This window comes from Mesorhizobium sp. B283B1A, assembly GCF_020165735.1.
Lineage (GTDB): Bacteria > Pseudomonadota > Alphaproteobacteria > Rhizobiales > Rhizobiaceae > Mesorhizobium > Mesorhizobium opportunistum.
In genome coordinates this window covers 1-15174 of record NZ_JAIUIQ010000064.1, presented here as the reverse complement: position 1 = coordinate 15174, position 15174 = coordinate 1, and the positions used below count along the sequence as shown (strand labels likewise).

At 64.0% G+C, this 15174-nt stretch carries 14 protein-coding genes; 6 read left to right on the top strand and 8 right to left on the bottom strand.

Translation table 11 applies throughout. The features are described from left to right. Nucleotides 1-8: 8 nt before the first annotated feature. Complete coding sequence (gene mnmE / locus LB577_RS31085; protein WP_224690239.1) at nucleotides 9-1340, bottom strand: tRNA uridine-5-carboxymethylaminomethyl(34) synthesis GTPase MnmE; 1332 nt, start codon at nucleotides 1338-1340, stop codon at nucleotides 9-11. A 64-nt stretch (nucleotides 1341-1404) separates the two neighbouring features. Here mnmE and LB577_RS31080 point away from each other — a divergent pair, with 64 nt between their 5' ends. Further along, nucleotides 1405-3423: a thioredoxin domain-containing protein gene (locus tag LB577_RS31080; protein WP_224690238.1), complete on the top strand. Its 2019-nt coding sequence runs from the start codon at nucleotides 1405-1407 to the stop codon at nucleotides 3421-3423. Between the two features lies 1 nt (nucleotide 3424). Here LB577_RS31080 and LB577_RS31075 read toward each other — a convergent pair whose 3' ends face one another. The 4 genes from LB577_RS31075 to hemE all read right to left on the bottom strand — a co-directional run bounded on the left by LB577_RS31075 (nucleotide 3425) and on the right by hemE (nucleotide 7553). Beyond that, a complete protein-coding gene (locus LB577_RS31075; protein WP_224690237.1) occupies nucleotides 3425-4357 on the bottom strand; it encodes a DMT family transporter in 933 nt (310 codons plus the stop codon). A 168-nt stretch (nucleotides 4358-4525) separates the two neighbouring features. Further along, nucleotides 4526-5791, bottom strand: a complete 1266-nt coding sequence (gene rho, locus LB577_RS31070) for a transcription termination factor Rho (protein ID WP_031250451.1) — start codon at nucleotides 5789-5791, stop codon at nucleotides 4526-4528. A 164-nt stretch (nucleotides 5792-5955) separates the two neighbouring features. After that, nucleotides 5956-6522: a protoporphyrinogen oxidase HemJ gene (hemJ, locus tag LB577_RS31065; RefSeq protein WP_411969361.1), complete on the bottom strand. Its 567-nt coding sequence runs from the start codon at nucleotides 6520-6522 to the stop codon at nucleotides 5956-5958. Beyond that, the gene (hemE, locus tag LB577_RS31060; protein WP_224690236.1) at nucleotides 6522-7553 is read right to left on the bottom strand and encodes a uroporphyrinogen decarboxylase; all 1032 of its coding nucleotides are present in this window, start codon (nucleotides 7551-7553) and stop codon (nucleotides 6522-6524) included. Before hemE ends, hemJ begins: the two co-directional genes overlap by 1 nt. 310 nt (nucleotides 7554-7863) lie before the next feature. On the opposite strand from hemE, the gene LB577_RS31055 reads away from it, so the two are divergent. From LB577_RS31055 to dnaQ, 5 genes are all read left to right on the top strand, one after another. After that, nucleotides 7864-8778 carry a pyruvate, water dikinase regulatory protein gene (locus LB577_RS31055; RefSeq protein WP_411969360.1) on the top strand — a complete coding sequence of 305 codons (915 nt, stop codon included), beginning with the start codon at nucleotides 7864-7866 and terminating at the stop codon, nucleotides 8776-8778. 238 nt (nucleotides 8779-9016) lie between these two features. Beyond that, nucleotides 9017-9616 carry a Maf-like protein gene (locus tag LB577_RS31050; protein ID WP_224690235.1) on the top strand — a complete coding sequence of 200 codons (600 nt, stop codon included), beginning with the start codon at nucleotides 9017-9019 and terminating at the stop codon, nucleotides 9614-9616. Next, nucleotides 9609-10451: a shikimate dehydrogenase gene (locus tag LB577_RS31045; protein WP_224690234.1), complete on the top strand. Its 843-nt coding sequence runs from the start codon at nucleotides 9609-9611 to the stop codon at nucleotides 10449-10451. The genes LB577_RS31050 and LB577_RS31045 overlap by 8 nt, the downstream gene beginning before the upstream one ends. Next, on the top strand, nucleotides 10448-11035 hold the full coding sequence (coaE, locus tag LB577_RS31040) for a dephospho-CoA kinase (RefSeq protein WP_224690233.1): 588 nt from the start codon (nucleotides 10448-10450) through the stop codon (nucleotides 11033-11035). Before LB577_RS31045 ends, coaE begins: the two co-directional genes overlap by 4 nt. Nucleotides 11036-11254: 219 nt before the next feature. Next, nucleotides 11255-11980: a DNA polymerase III subunit epsilon gene (gene dnaQ / locus LB577_RS31035; protein ID WP_224690232.1), complete on the top strand. Its 726-nt coding sequence runs from the start codon at nucleotides 11255-11257 to the stop codon at nucleotides 11978-11980. Between the two features lie 3 nt (nucleotides 11981-11983). Here the strand turns inward: dnaQ and LB577_RS31030 are convergent, their stop codons facing one another. The 3 genes from LB577_RS31030 to LB577_RS31020 all read right to left on the bottom strand — a co-directional run bounded on the left by LB577_RS31030 (nucleotide 11984) and on the right by LB577_RS31020 (nucleotide 15031). Beyond that, nucleotides 11984-12943: an alpha/beta hydrolase gene (locus tag LB577_RS31030; protein WP_224690231.1), complete on the bottom strand. Its 960-nt coding sequence runs from the start codon at nucleotides 12941-12943 to the stop codon at nucleotides 11984-11986. A 9-nt stretch (nucleotides 12944-12952) separates the two neighbouring features. Next, nucleotides 12953-13633 (bottom strand): isochorismatase family protein, encoded by a 681-nt coding sequence (locus LB577_RS31025; protein ID WP_224690229.1) that lies wholly within the window; start codon nucleotides 13631-13633, stop codon nucleotides 12953-12955. Between the two features lie 93 nt (nucleotides 13634-13726). After that, on the bottom strand, nucleotides 13727-15031 hold the full coding sequence (locus LB577_RS31020) for a M24 family metallopeptidase (RefSeq protein WP_224690227.1): 1305 nt from the start codon (nucleotides 15029-15031) through the stop codon (nucleotides 13727-13729). Nucleotides 15032-15174 lie beyond the last annotated feature (143 nt).

Here is a 15174-nt window from a genome sequence, read left to right as displayed (position 1 = left end):
CACGTGAGTCATTTTCCGATGCAGAACTGCGAGAAGATGACGTCGAGCATATCCTCGACGTGGATAGCTCCGACAATTCGGCCCAGTTGATCAGCGGCCAACCGCAGTTCCTCGGCACGCAGCTCCTGGCCGGCAACGTCGCCGTCTACAGCGTGAACCAGATGGCGCTTCGCTTCGCCGAGCAGTTCGACATGGCGCAGCCGCGACGGCAGCACATCGCCAAAATTGCCAGCCGCATCCGCGGCGCGCCGACCGATCTCCGCCAGCAACGCATCGACACCGGCCCCGCTGACGACGGAAATGACGAGATCATACCGGTGGCCCGCTTCCGCGGACGCCTGTGCATCCAGCAAATCGAGCTTGGTTCCGACGCGCAATGCCGGGACTGTTGCGGACAACGGCCCGATATCCCCGGGGTCTGCTACGTCTTCCAACACCAGCAGGAGATCGGCGCGGGCGGCCTTCGCCCTCGCCCGCTCGATGCCGATCGCCTCGACTTTGCCTGCCGCTTCCCGCAGCCCGGCTGTATCCGTCAGCCGGACCCGCAGCCCTCCGAGATCCAGAGCCACTTCGAGCAGATCCCGCGTCGTGCCCGGCTCATCCGTTACAATAGCGGCATCCCGCCGCGACAAGGCGTTGAACAGGCTCGACTTGCCGGCATTGGGCGCACCGAGAATGACGACCTCGAACCCATCGCGAATGATCTCAGCGGCATGGAATCCGGCAATGTGCCGATCGATCTCGTCGATCATTACCCGCACATCAGACCAAACCGTATCCGAAACGGAACCGGGCACATCGTCCTCGTCGGCAAAGTCGATCTCCGCCTCGATCATGGCCCGCGCATGGATCAGCCGCCGACGCCAAGCGAGATAAAGTTCGCTCTGGGCGCCTTCGGCATTGCGGATGGCAAAGCGGCGCTGCGCCTCGGTCTCGGCATTGACCAGATCGGCGAGTGCCTCGGTCTCGACCAGGTCCACCTTGCCGTTCAGGAAGGCGCGGCGCGTGAATTCACCGGGTTCTGCGTGCCTGACGCCGTCGAAACTGCCGATCGTCCGCAACATCCCGGCGACAACGGCGCGTCCGCCATGGACATGGAATTCGGCGACATCCTCGCCGGTGAAGCTGGCCGGACCGGGGAAGAAGACGACCAGTCCGTTGTCCAGCACGGTTCCATCCGGCGCTTTGAACGGGCGCAGGGTCGCCGCGCGCGCCTTAACCATGCCGCCGGCGATCGTTTCGACAACGAATCGAGTCTGCGGACCTGAAATGCGCAGCACCGCGACGCCGGCCGGCAACCGGCCACTCGACAGTGCAATGATGGAATCGACTGAAATCATTTGCCCGCTTTGTTGAACCGCCCTAGCTTCCGCCACACGTTGAGTTTGCCCCGAGTTGCCTGTCGTGACATTGCCCGCGAAAAACCTGCTTGCCGACGAAGCCAGCCCCTATCTGCAGCAACATAGCGGCAATCCCGTCCATTGGCGGGCCTGGTCGCCGGCTTCGCTCGAAGAGGCAAAGGCCCTGGACAGGCCGATCCTGCTCTCCGTCGGCTATGCCGCCTGCCACTGGTGCCATGTCATGGCCCATGAAAGCTTCGAGAATGACGACGTCGCAGCCGTCATGAACCGTCTGTTCGTCAATATCAAGGTCGACCGGGAGGAGCGTCCCGACATCGACCAGATCTACATGGCGGCCTTGTCCTCCATGGGTGAGCAGGGTGGCTGGCCGCTGACCATGTTCCTGACGCCGGACGGCAAGCCGTTCTGGGGCGGCACCTATTTTCCGCGTCAGGCGCGCTATGGCCGTCCGGGCTTCATCCAGGTGATGGAGGCCGTCGACAAGGCCTGGCGCGAGAAGCGGGCAAGCCTGCACCAGAGCGCCGATGGCTTGACCTCCCATGTCGAGGCGCGGCTTTCCGGCACGCATTCCAAGGCATTTCTCGATCGCGACACGCTGTCCGAACTCGCCGGCCGCATCGACGGCATGATCGACCGCGACCTCGGCGGCCTGCGCGGCGCGCCGAAATTCCCCAATGCCCCATTCATGCTCACCCTTTGGCTATCCTGGCTGCGCGACGGCAATTCCGCCCACCGCGAGGACGTGCTCGTCAGCCTCGAACAGATGTTGGCCGGCGGCATCTACGATCATATCGGCGGCGGGCTCAGCCGCTACTCGACCGACGCGGAATGGCTGGTGCCGCATTTCGAGAAGATGCTCTACGACAATGCGGAATTGATCCGCTTCTGCAACTGGGCCTTTGCCGCATCCGGCAATGATTTGTTCCGGCTACGAATCGAAGACACCGTCGACTGGCTGCTGCGCGAAATGCGCGTTGACGGCGGCGCCTTTGCCGCCAGCCTCGATGCCGACAGCGATGGCGAGGAAGGGCTGTTCTACACCTGGAGCAGGGACGAGATAGAAGCCGCCCTCGGCGAAGATTCCGCCTTGTTTTTCAAACATTTCACCCTTTCCAGCCCGCCGGCCTGGGAAGGCAAGCCAATCATCCACCAAACCAGCGACCAGCAGTCCGAGAGCGTGGCCGATCGTGAACAGCTCATCCCGCTCAAGGCGAGGCTTCTCGCCGTGCGCGAAGGGCGCGTCAGGCCAGGCCTCGACGCAAAAACGCTCACCGACTGGAACGGCCTGATGATTGCGGCGCTGGCCGAGGCCGGCCGCTCGCTGGCGCGGCCCGACTGGATCGATGCCGCAGCAAAAGCCTTCGCCCATATCAGCGCCGCCAGCCGCGACGACCGCTTGCCGCATTCGATGCTCGGCGCCCGGAAATTGTTCCCGGCTCTGTCGAGCGATTACGCGGCCATGACCAACGCCGCGATCTCGCTGTTCGAGGCGTCCGGCGATTGGAGCTATATCGACCAGGCCGGACGGTTCGTCGAACAGCTCGACCTCTGGCATGCCGATGCCTCGGGAACAGGCTATTATCTGACCGCTTCGGACAGCACCGACGTGCCGATCCGCATCAGGGGCGATGTCGATGAAGCCATTTCATCAGCCACCAGCCAGATCATCGAGGCGCTGGTCCGGCTCGCCTCCGTCACAGGCGATGTCGACCTGCAGGAGCGTGCCTGGACGATCGCCGAGCATGCCGCCGGCCGCGCCGAGCACCAGGCCTATGGCCAGGCGGGCATCGTCAATGCCTGCGCGCTTGCCATCGAACCGCTGAAACTGGTCATCGTGGACGCGCCGGAGGATCCAAAGCTCGTTCCGGTAGCGAATAGAAGCCCCGACCCGTGGCGCGTCGATATCATCGTGCCGATCGGTACGGCAGCGAATCGACCCTTGCTGCCCGGTGGAATCCTGCCGCCGACCAACAGGCCCGGCGCCTGGCTGTGCACCGGTCAGGTCTGCCTTCCCGCCGTGACCGATCCGGAAGAGCTCGAACGTCTCCTGCGTCGCCGATAGATCAGGTGCCCTCAGCCCGCGACGCCGGAGCCAAAATTACCGTTTCAGTCGGCGCCGCGGCGGGCCGCGACCTGAACAGCAAATCCTTGGCGGCAACCACCGCGCCTATCGTGATGAGCACGCATGCCAGCGCCACCGACCAGTGGAACACGCCGAACCCCGCCAGCAGCAGCACGATCACCGAAAACAGCGGCGCGGCGTAGGACAAGGCGCCGAGGATCATGATGTCCCCGTGCTTGCAGCCATAGTCCCAGGCGTAGAAGCCGGCGCCCAGCGGGATCGCACCGAGGACGAGGATGGCACTCCACTGCGTCGGCGTCTGCGGCCAGACCGTGGTCTCGAGCGTCAGGTGAAGTGCGAAGGCGACCGCCGCAGTGATGAAGCAATAGCCGGCCACGACATCGGTCGGCACCTGGCCGAACCGGCGTGACAGCACCGAATAGCCGGCCCAGATGAAGGCGCAGAACAGCGCTATGACATGGCCCTTCATCACGCCGTTGGCGAGGCCGATAGTGCCGCCCTTGGTGATCACCACGATCGCGCCGGCAAGACCAAGGACAACACCGATAATGTGGTGTACCCGCAGCCTTTCACCCGGCAGGAAGGCGGCGAAAACGACGATCAGCAATGGCCAGAGATAGGCGATCAGGCTGACCTCGACCGGCGGCGCCGACTGGATCGCGAAGAAATAGGCGCAATGGTAGATGCACAGTCCCGCAACCCCTGTCGCCCAGACCGGCCATGGCTGCCGCAGCGACCGGATAGCCCCCGGCCGGAAGATCCAGCTGCTTGCACCGGCGAGCGCCCCAAGCAGGAATGTCATGGCCGCAAGCTGAAAGGGGGGGATCGGCCCCGCCGCAGTCGACAGCAGCGCCAGGAAGGACCAGGTCAGGATGGCCGAAAAGCCGATCAGGGTCGGGATTGTCTTGTTCACGTCGTCGGCACCTGCGAAGTGCTACTCGTCGCATGAAGACGGCGTTGCGTGCTGCCGCATATGGCCATTCGGTATCGGGAATGCGACCTGATCCCGCCAAAGCAAAACCCCATCCCGGTCTCCCGGAATGGGGTTCAATGCCAAAATCCGAACCTTTCGGACCGACCGTTACGTGTTCATCGAATCGAAGAAATCGGCGTTGGTCTTGGTCTGCTTCAGCTTGTCGATGAGGAACTCGATCGCGTCGGTGGTTCCCATCGGCGCCAGGATGCGGCGCAGCACGAAGATCTTTTGCAGGTCGGCGCGCGGCACCAGCAGGTCCTCCTTGCGGGTACCGGACTTGAGGATGTCCATGGCCGGGTAGATGCGTTTGTCGGCGACCTTGCGGTCGAGCTGGATTTCGCAGTTGCCGGTGCCCTTGAACTCTTCGAAGATGACTTCGTCCATGCGGCTGCCGGTGTCGATCAGCGCGGTGGCGATGATGGTCAGCGAGCCGCCTTCCTCGATGTTGCGGGCCGCGCCGAAGAAGCGCTTCGGCCGCTGCAGGGCGTTGGCGTCGACACCGCCGGTCAGCACCTTGCCGGAGGACGGCACCACGGTGTTGTAGGCGCGACCGAGGCGGGTGATGGAATCGAGCAGGATGACGACGTCGCGGCCATGTTCGACCAGGCGCTTGGCCTTTTCGATCACCATCTCGGCGACCTGCACGTGGCGCACCGCCGGCTCGTCGAAGGTCGAGGAGATGACCTCGCCCTTCACCGAGCGCTGCATGTCGGTCACTTCTTCCGGCCGCTCGTCGATCAGAAGCACGATCAGATAGCATTCCGGATGGTTGGCGGTGATCGAGTGGGCGATGTTCTGCATCAGCACCGTCTTGCCGGTGCGCGGCTGCGCGTTGATCAGCGCACGCTGTCCCTTGCCGATCGGCGCCACCAGGTCGATCACCCGCGACGAGATGTCCTTGCTGGTCGGGTTGTCGATCTCCATCTTCAGCCGCTTGGTCGGATAGAGCGGTGTCAGATTGTCGAAGTGGATCTTGTGGCGGATCTTTTCGGGATCGTCGAAATTGATCGTGTTGACCTTGAGCAGCGCGAAATAGCGCTCGCCCTCCTTCGGGCTGCGGATCGGCCCTTCGACGGTGTCGCCGGTCTTCAATGAAAAGCGGCGGATCTGCGAGGGCGAGATGTAGATATCGTCGGGACCGGGCAGATAATTGGCATTGGCTGAGCGCAGGAAGCCAAAGCCGTCCTGCAGCACCTCGACCACGCCGTCGCCGATGATCTCGATCTCCTGGGCGGCCAGTTTCTTCAGGATGGAGAACATCAGCTCCTGCTTGCGCATGACGCTGGCGTTTTCCACCTCGAGCGATTCGGCATAGGCGATCAGCTCTGGCGGTTTCTTGTTCTTGAACTCTGCGAGTTTCATTTCTTGCATAGACGGACTCTGAATCTGCTTTGGGGAAAATATATCGGCGGGATGCGACAAATGCCGGGCGCGGCCGAAAACAGTGAAGGGCGGCGCATGACGGGAAGGAAGACCCGTCTTTTATCGTCGGTCGGGTGAAAGAGCAAGCTGCGTTTTACGCGACCGATGGAGGCCTAGAACGGCTTGACGACAACCAGGATCACTATAGCGATCATAAGCAATGTGGGGATCTCGTTGATCATCCGCCAGTGCTTCGCGGACTTTTCGTTGGCATCCTCGGCGAATTTCCGCACCGCGCCGGCCAGATAGCCGTGAACGGCGGACAACAGCAGCACGAAACCGATCTTGGCGTGCAGCCAGCCGCCCTGGAAACCAAAGCCTTTCCAGGCAAGCCACAGGCCGAACATCCAGGTCGCGATCATCGCCGGATTGATGATGCCGCGCAGCAGGCGCCGCTCCATCACCTTGAAGGTCTCCGACTGCACCGAGCCCTTCTCGGCATCCGCATGATAGACCAGCAGCCGCGGCAGATAAAGCATGCCGGCCATCCAGGAAATGACGGCCAGGATATGGATCGCTTTCGCCCACGGATAGAAACCGTTGGGTACAACGAAAAACAACAGCGCCGTCAGCACGATCAGCGCAGCGATACCGACGGTCATGCGTATCATTGCCTGGCTGGTGCTGCTGCCACTGTTGGTCATATTGCCTGGATTGTTCATCTCTTTTGGCCGAGCCATCAGCGTGTCGCGCTCCTCACCAGTTTCACCATCGCCTCGACATGCGCCACCGGCGTTTCCGGCGTGATGCCATGGCCGAGATTGAAGATCAGCGGTCCATCTCCCAACGCCTTCAGGATGGCCTCGACGCCATCGGATAGTGCCTTACCCCCTGCCACGAGCCGCAAGGGGTCGAGATTGCCCTGGACGGCACCAGAGCGCTGCAAGTCCTTTGCCGCCGCCAGGGGCACGGTCCAGTCGATCCCCAGCCCCGTCACACCGGTCTTCTCGCGATAGCTCTGGTAGCGGGCGCCGGCGCCCTTGGGAAAGCCGATGACCGGCACATCGGGATGGACAGCTCTTACCTGCCTGACGATCTCGGCCACCGGCTCGACGCAGAACTGTTCGAAAGAGGCATCGTCGAGCACGCCCGACCAGGAATCGAAAATCTGCACCACGTCGGCACCTGCTTCGATCTGGCGGACCAGATAGGCGGCGGAATGATCGGCCAGCACTTTCAGCAGCCGTTTGAACGCCGCCGGTTCGCGGTAAGCAAACAGCCGCGCCGGCGCCTGGTCAGGCGTGCCATGGCCGGCGATCATATAAGTCGCCACCGTCCACGGCGCGCCGCAGAAGCCGATCAGTGTCGTCTCGTCAGGCAATCTTGCCCGCAAGCGGCGAACCGTCTCGTAGACCGGTTCGAGATTCACGTGAAACACGTCGCTTTCGAGAGCCAAAATCTCCGCCGCCGAGATCGGCGTCAAAAGTGGTCCTCTTCCCTCCTCGAAGCGCACGTCACGGCCAAGCGCATGCGGAACGACAAGGATGTCCGAGAACAGGATCGAGGCATCGAAGCCGAAGCGTTCTATCGGCTGCAGCGTCACTTCGACCGCAAGGTCGGGGTCGTAGCAGAGGTCGAGGAACGAACCAGCCCGCCGGCGCGTTTCACGATACTCCGGCAGATAACGACCGGCCTGGCGCATCATCCAGAGTGGTGGAGGAAAAATCGCCTTGCCCTTCAGGACATCCAGCATGATCCGGTTCTGGGGCATCGAGCGCTCGCTTCTCCAAGCCTCTTTCTAATCAAATATTCTTATATCTAAGATTCTTCTGATTCTAAGAGTCTGTTGGTTCTGGTGGTTGCCACCTGTCCCGCTTCGCCTCGCAAAAAGCCAGCAAGCATATTGTCGCGCGCTCGTTTGGCCGGATTGTTGGGTTCTGGGGACAGTCGGGAATCCATCATCGCTTCCAAAGCGTTAGGACCCGGCCGGAAAACCCGGCCCTGTGGACAGGCCAAGGCCAAGAGAATCCGTCCACGGACTTGTCCCCAGCCCTCCGACGAAGCTGACAGCACATCGAATTGTGGACAAACTGGCATCTGATACAGTCGCCTCCGACGAGCCTGGCTCGCTGTCCGACCTTATCCACATCCGCCCACAGCCCCAGGTGATCCCTGTGAACAAACCCCAGAGCTTCTTTCACCTGCACCTGATTTCCGACGCGACCGGCGAAACGCTGCTCGCTGCCGGCCGGGCCGCCTCGGCGCAATACAAGGACGCGCGCGCCATCGAGCATATCTACCCGCTGATCCGCACCGAAAAGCAGGTGGCGAAAGTGTTCGAGGACATCGAGGAGGAGCCCGGCATCATTCTCTACACCGTCGTCGACCAGAAGCTGGCGCGCGGCATCGATGAGCGCTGTGCGGCGATGGGCCTGCCCTGCGTCTCCGTGCTGGAGCCTGTGCTCACCGTGTTCCAGTCCTATCTCGGCACGCCGGCCGGCCGGCGCGTCGGTGCCCAGCATGTCCTCGACGCCGAATATTTTCGCCGCATCGACGCGCTCAACTTCACCATGGACCATGATGACGGCCAGCTGCCGCTCAACATGGACGACGCCGATGTCGTGCTGATCGGCATCTCGCGGACGTCGAAGACGCCGACCAGCATCTATCTCGCCAACCGCGGCATCAAGACCGCCAACATTCCGATCGTGCTCGGCGTGCCCGTCCCCGAAAGCCTGGTCGCGGCCAAGACGCCCCTGGTGGTCGGGCTGATCGCCACCGCCGAACGCATCTCGCATGTCCGCCAGAACCGCATCCTCGGCAACAGCAGCTCCTACGTGCCGACCGATTATGTCGACCGCGCCGCCATCAACGAGGAACTCGCCTACGCCCGCCAGATCTGCACGCGCCATGGTTGGCCGATGATCGACGTCAGCCGCCGCTCGATCGAGGAAACCGCGGCGGCGATCGTTGCCCTGCGTGGGAAGTCGCGCTAGGCAGACGAGATAAGTGAGCATTCGGTCACGCACCTCTCATCCGTCGCCTTCGGCGACACCTTCTCCCGCAGGGGGAGAAGGAAGAACTCGGCGCCGGCATCCCGCAGATTACCACCAGTTGGCGATTTGCAGCGGCGTCAGCGCAGCACTTCCCTTCTCCCCTTGTGGGAGAAGGTGGCCGAGCGAAGATCGGCCGGATGAGGGGTGCGTGACGGAACGCCAACCCTGGTGAAGAAGCATGACAGAAAAAATCATCCTCGCTTCCGGCAGTCCGTTCCGCAAGGCGATGCTGCTTAGTGCCGGCGTCGATGTCGAGGCGGTGGCGGCCGAGGTCGACGAGCGCGCGCTCGAGGCGCCGTTGCAGGGTAGCGGTGTTTCGCCGGAAGACGTCGCCCTGGTGCTGGCCGAGGCCAAGGCCACCGAGGTGAGCGAGCGCAGGCCAGGCGCCCTGGTGCTCGGCTGCGACCAGACCTTGTCGCTCGGCGACGAGGTGTTCCACAAGCCGGCCGACATGGAAGCCGCGCGGCGCCATTTGCTGGCGTTGTCCGGCAAGACCCACCAGCTCAACAGCGCCGCCGTCCTGGTCAGGGATGGCAAGGTGCTGTGGCGCCATGTCGGCATTGCCGCCATGACCATGCGCAAGCTCGAGCCCGCCTTTATCGGCCGCCACCTCGCCCGCGTCGGCGCCAGGGCGCTGGCCAGCGTCGGCGCCTATCAGGTCGAGGGCGAAGGCATCCAGCTTTTCGAGAAAATCGAAGGCGACCATTTCACCATTGTCGGCCTGCCGCTTTTGCCGCTGCTGGCCGAACTGCGCACGCTTGGAGCGATCGATGGCTGAGGCGACGAAGAAGGCCTTTGTCACTGGCCATCCGATCAAGCATTCGCGCTCGCCGAAGATCCACGGCCATTGGCTGGCCAAGCATGGCATCGACGGCAGCTACGAGGCGATCGATGTGGCGCCGCAGGACTTCGCCGAATTCCTGACAACCCTGCAGGCGAACGGTTATCGCGGCGGTAATGTCACCATCCCGCACAAGGAGGCCGCCTTCGCGCTGGCCGGACGCCGCGACCAGGCGGCGGAGGAGATCGGCGCCGTCAACACGCTGTGGTTCGAGGACGGTGTCCTGTGGGGCGGCAACACCGATGGTCATGGCTTTGCCGCGAATCTCGATGATTACGCGCCGGGCTGGGCAAGCAAGGGCCCGGCGGTGGTGCTCGGTGCTGGTGGTGCCTCCCGCGCCGTCATCCACGCGCTGAAAGAGCGCGGCGTATCCGACATCCGCATCGTCAACCGCACGCTCGCCCGTGCCGAGGAATTGCGCGATCGTTTCGGCGCCGGCGTTTCGGCGCACGGCATGGCTGAGACCGGCGAACTGCTTGCCGATGCCGGCCTGCTGGTCAACACCACGGCGCTCGGCATGGTCGGCAATGAGGGCCTCGCCGCCGATCCGGCGCTGCTGCCGAGCCATGCGATCGTCACCGACCTTGTCTATGTGCCGCTGGAAACGCCGCTGCTTGCCGCCGCGCGCGCCAGCGGGCTGAAGACGGTGGACGGCCTCGGCATGCTGCTCAACCAGGCCGTGCCCGGTTTCGAACATTGGTTCGGCGTCAGGCCGAAGGTCACGGCCGAACTTCGCGCGATCATCGTTGCCGACCTGGTGCCGAAGCCATGATCGTGCTCGGCCTCACCGGTTCGATCGGCATGGGCAAGTCGACGACGGCCAGGATGTTCGCCGAGGCCGGCGTGCCGGTCCACGATTCCGACGAGGCGGTGCACCGCCTCTATGCCGGCAAGGCAGCGCCTCTGGTCGAGGCGGCTTTCCCTGGAACAAGTGCTGCCGGCGTGGTCGATCGCGCGAAGCTCGGCGCCCGTGTGCTCGGTGATCCCGCCGCGCTCAAGAAGCTGGAAGCCATCATCCATCCGCTGGTGCGCGCCGACGCCGACGCCTTCCTGGCCAGGCATCGTACCGCAGGCGAATCGATCGCCGTGCTCGATATTCCGCTGCTGTTCGAAACCGGCGGCCGCAACCGCGTCGACAAGGTCGTCGTCGTCACTGCACCCGCCGAAGTCCAGCGCCAGCGCGTGCTGGCACGGCCTGGGATGACAGAAGAAAAGCTGGCGGCGATCCTGGCCAAGCAGGTGCCGGATGCCGAAAAACGCAGGCTGGCCGATTTCATCATCGACACCGGCCAGGGGATGGATGCCGCGCGTGCTGAGGTCGATGCAATCATCGCGGAGCTCACTGGGGATCACTAGGCTCTTCCTTCCCCCCTTGTGGGGGAAGGTGGATCGGCGCGCAGCGCCGAGACGGATGAGGGGTGTTCCAGCGGAGTGAGGCGTTGGCGTTCCCTGGAACACCCCTCATCCGACCGCTTCGCGGCCACCTTCTCCCGCAAGGGGAGAAGGGAAAACAGGCATTGGCCATTGCCATTTTGTTCCGGTCTGGCGATTCTGCCCCCAGGAGCACCTGATTCGATGCGCGAGATCATTTTCGATACCGAAACCACCGGCCTGGATTCGCGCGACGATCGCGTGATCGAGCTGGGCGGCGTCGAGCTGGTCAACCGGTTCCCGACCGGCCGCACCTTCCACCACTACATCAACCCACAAGGGCGCGCGATCCATGCGGAGGCGCAGGCCGTGCACGGCATCAGCGCCGCGGACCTCGCGGGCAAGCCGACCTTTGCCGAGATCGTCGAGGAGTGGCTGGCCTTCGCCGACGGCGCCAAGCTGGTCGCGCACAATGCGACCTTCGATATCGGTTTCCTCAATGTCGAATTCGGCCGGCTCGGCCATCCCGTCGTCGATCCCGGCCTTGTCGTCGACACGCTGGCGCTGGCGCGCCGCAAGCACCCGATGGGCCCCAACTCGCTCGACGCGCTCTGCCGGCGCTATGGCATCGACAACACCAAGCGCACCAAGCACGGCGCCCTGCTCGATTCCGAACTGCTGGCCGAGGTCTATATCGAGCTGATCGGCGGCAAGCAGGCCGCCCTTATCCTCGACAGCGCCACCGCCCCGGCGCAGCGCGGCGAAAATGTCCGCCACATCGAAATCATTGCCGCCGTGCGCCCTGCGCCCTTGCTGCCGCGCCTGACCGAGGCGGAGCGCGCCGCCCATGCCGCCATGGTCGCCACGCTCGGCGAAAAGGCGCTTTGGCTGAAGGCTGCTTCATCCGAAGCAAAGGCCGCGGCCTCGTAAGAGTCAGTACGGCCACTCGCCTCGACCCAGAGCCGCGATCGCCGAAATGATGCTGGCAAATGCGTTCGCCGCTGCCGGCACTGTCGTCCGGGCGCGTAGAAAACTGTGCACCAGGCGCTTCTCCTCGCGCCACCAGGCCTTGCCGCCGGCCGCCAGGATGCGGTCGCGATAGGTCTCGCCATCGGATGACAGCGGATCGCATTCGGCCGTGATGATCGCCGTCGGTGGCAGGCCGGAGAAATCTTTGTCGCGCAGCGGTGAGAATGTCGGGTCGTCGGGCGATTGCCGCTTGGCCGAACGCACATCGCGGTAAAAGGCAATGTCGCCGACGGACAGCAGCGGCGCGTTTGCGTGTTCGACATAGGAGCCGGACCTCTCGTCGCCGCCGAGGCCGGGATAGATCAGCACCTGGCCGATCGCAGCGCGGGGATGACCGCGCGTCGCCTGCGCCACCGCCGCGGCCAGATTGCCGCCGGCGCTCTCGCCGCACAGCACCAGCTGTTGGCCGGTCGTGGCCGCCGCCCATTCGAAGGCCGCCAGCGCATCGTCGAAAGCGGCGGGATGGACATGTTCGGGCGCCAGCCGGTAGTCGACCGACAGCACGGCAAAGCCGGTGCCGGCGCAGATTTCCGCGCAGATATCGTCATGGCTGTCGAGCCCGCCAAGGATGAAGCCGCCGCCATGGTAGTAGAGCACTGTCGCACGCGGCGCGCTGCCGGCGAGCTGGTAACGCCGAACCGGAATGTCGCGGCCGGCGGCGGCGATCAGCCGGTCCTTGGCGACGACGCCGGGCGGATAGGGCTGGCGCAGCGCCCGGCACATGCGGTCGTAGACCGCGCGCTGCTTGGCGATCGGCTGGTCGACGATCTCCGGCGGGTACCAGGCATTGATGCTGTCGATATAGGCCCACAGCGCCGGATCGAGCCGTGTCTCGTATTCGCCGCGGCTGGTCTTGTCAGTCATGCCGGTAATTCAAAGCTCGGCATAGAGCGCGGCCGCATTGTCGAAGCTGAAGCGCAGCGGCACCGAGCCTTCGACTTGCCAGGCGGTGACGGTCTCGCCCGCCAGCAGCCGGCAGGCGCCGTCGGTGTCGGTGACGGCGCCGCCATAGAGCCGATTGGCGAGGTTGAGGATGCCGGTCTGGTGCATGGCCGCACTGCCGCTGCCGCAGGCATCCTTGACCAGCAGCACGCGAAATCCCTTGGCCACCGCGTCCTTCACCGATGCGTCGATGCAGGCCTCGGTCCAGACGCCCGCGACGACGAGCCATTCGATGCCGCTTGCCTTGATCTGATCGGCACCCGGTCCCGAACGGAAGGCGCTGGCCTCGGCCTTGATCAGCAGCGCCTCGCCCTCGGCCGGCGCCACCTCTTGGCAGATTTCGGTCAGCGGGTCGCTCTTGTCGGAAAAGGCCGACTTGCCGTCGGCACCGACCGGGTGAAACGGCCGGTCCTGGCTGTCGAGATCGACGATATAGGCCCAGTGATAGAGCGGCACATGGTTCCGCCGCGCCGCCGCCTGCAGCCGGCGGACGTTGGCGAGGATGCCGGCAAAGCCCTCGACCAGATAGCGCGGATCCTGCCGGTGCTCTTCCTGCAGGTCGATGAAGACGGCGGCCACGGAGCCGAGTTTGATGGCGATGGGGCTTTTCATGCGGATGGACCTGGGTGATGCATGGGCAAGGCAGTCAAAGACCCTTCCGTATGCCGGCGGGACAGGAACGAGGCGCTCATTGGTTGCCAACCGTCAAACCTGCTTCTCCAGAAACTCGTCCTCATAGGGGAAGCGCGACAGGAGCTCTGTGCCGGTTTCGGTGATCAGGATCTCGTCCTCCAGCTTGACGCCCTCGCGGCCGCCCTTCTCGCCTATATAGCTTTCCACGCTCACCACCATGCCTGGCACGATATGGCCGTCGCGGCCATAGGTCTCGTAATCCATGGCATGTGCGATGAACGGTGTCTCCCCATGCATGCCGACGCCGTGCATGACCGAGGTGTAGCGCTGGTCGACGAAACGGTCCGGGATTTTCCACGCCTTCTCGGCGATCTCGCGGAACGCCATGCCGGGTTTGACGATCGAAATGTTGTGCTGAACCTGATCGTGCGCCATGCGGTAGAGCGATTTCTGGTAGTCGGTCGGCTTGCCCGGCCCGCAGCGGAAGGTGCGCGAGAAATCCGAGTAATAGCCGTAGCAGCCGATCGTGTCGGTATCGAGCGCCAAAAGCTCGCCGGGCCGGATCTTGCGGCCGCTGGCCTCGTTGAACCACGGATTGGTGCGCTGGCCGGAGGTCAGCAGCCGCGTCTCGATGAACTCGCCGCCCTGGCGGATCACCTCGCCATACATGATGGCGAACAACTCGTTTTCGGAGACGCCGGGCTTGATCGCCTCACGCACGGCATAGACGGCGGCCTCGGCGCCGGCCATCGACACCTGCAGGCATTTTACTTCTTCGGGCGTCTTCACCGCGCGCACGGCGAGGATCTCGCCCTGGCAATCGCGGACCTCGCAGCCACGCTTTTCCAAGGCCAGCGCCTGCAGATGGCTGCAGCGGTCGAGCCCGAGCTTCATCGAGCCGCCGCCATGTTTTTTCAGGAGTTCCGCGATCTCGTCGGCGAACGGACCGGCGGTCTCGTCGTCGCGGCCGGAGACCGACGACCAGACGAGCTTGGAAGGCCGCGCCTCGTCGATCGTGTCGAGCACCATCGAGACATGGTAGCTCTGCGGATACTCGAACAGCACGATCGGCCCTTCGGTCGGGATGAAGAAATAGCGGGTCGAGTTGCGCAGGAAATAACCGAACATGTTGCGCGAGCCGGTGGCGTAGCGCTGGTTGTAGGGGTCGAACAAAACGACACCGCCATAGCCAGCTTCCCGCATCCAGCCGCGCAGCTTGGCCAGCCGGCCTTTGCGCAGAGCATCCGCATCGATGAAGGACGGCTCGGTGTCCGACAGCCACATGCCGCCGGCCGGATCGGCCGCCGCGGGGTGGCGCATGCGATCCTTGAAGTCCACGTCCTCGGTGCTGTCGGGATCGAATACGACGATGCTCATGGGGTGCCTGGCCTTGGGTGGGTTGGAAGGGCTGAGCATGGCGCAGGAGGGGCGAACGCATTGTGCGGGAAACCGCGTGTGTTGTGCGGAACGCCGCTGGACCACAAGAGAAGCAGGCGCCAAGCGCCCCCCTCTGTCCTGCC

Excerpts from the sequence above, each read along its gene's own strand:
- mnmE (WP_224690239.1), bottom strand. The coding sequence starts at position 1,340 with ATGATTTCAGTCGATTCCATCATTGCACTGTCGAGTGGCCGGTTGCCG.
- rho (WP_031250451.1), bottom strand. The coding sequence starts at position 5,791 with ATGCAAGAAATGAAACTCGCAGAGTTCAAGAACAAGAAACCGCCAGAG.
- hemJ (WP_411969361.1), bottom strand. The coding sequence starts at position 6,522 with ATGGCTCGGCCAAAAGAGATGAACAATCCAGGCAATATGACCAACAGT.
- hemE (WP_224690236.1), bottom strand. The coding sequence starts at position 7,553 with ATGCCCCAGAACCGGATCATGCTGGATGTCCTGAAGGGCAAGGCGATT.
- LB577_RS31050 (WP_224690235.1), top strand. The coding sequence starts at position 9,017 with ATGACAGAAAAAATCATCCTCGCTTCCGGCAGTCCGTTCCGCAAGGCG.
- LB577_RS31045 (WP_224690234.1), top strand. The coding sequence starts at position 9,609 with ATGGCTGAGGCGACGAAGAAGGCCTTTGTCACTGGCCATCCGATCAAG.
- coaE (WP_224690233.1), top strand. The coding sequence starts at position 10,448 with ATGATCGTGCTCGGCCTCACCGGTTCGATCGGCATGGGCAAGTCGACG.
- dnaQ (WP_224690232.1), top strand. The coding sequence starts at position 11,255 with ATGCGCGAGATCATTTTCGATACCGAAACCACCGGCCTGGATTCGCGC.
- LB577_RS31030 (WP_224690231.1), bottom strand. The coding sequence starts at position 12,943 with ATGACTGACAAGACCAGCCGCGGCGAATACGAGACACGGCTCGATCCG.
- LB577_RS31025 (WP_224690229.1), bottom strand. The coding sequence starts at position 13,633 with ATGAAAAGCCCCATCGCCATCAAACTCGGCTCCGTGGCCGCCGTCTTC.
- LB577_RS31020 (WP_224690227.1), bottom strand. The coding sequence starts at position 15,031 with ATGAGCATCGTCGTATTCGATCCCGACAGCACCGAGGACGTGGACTTC.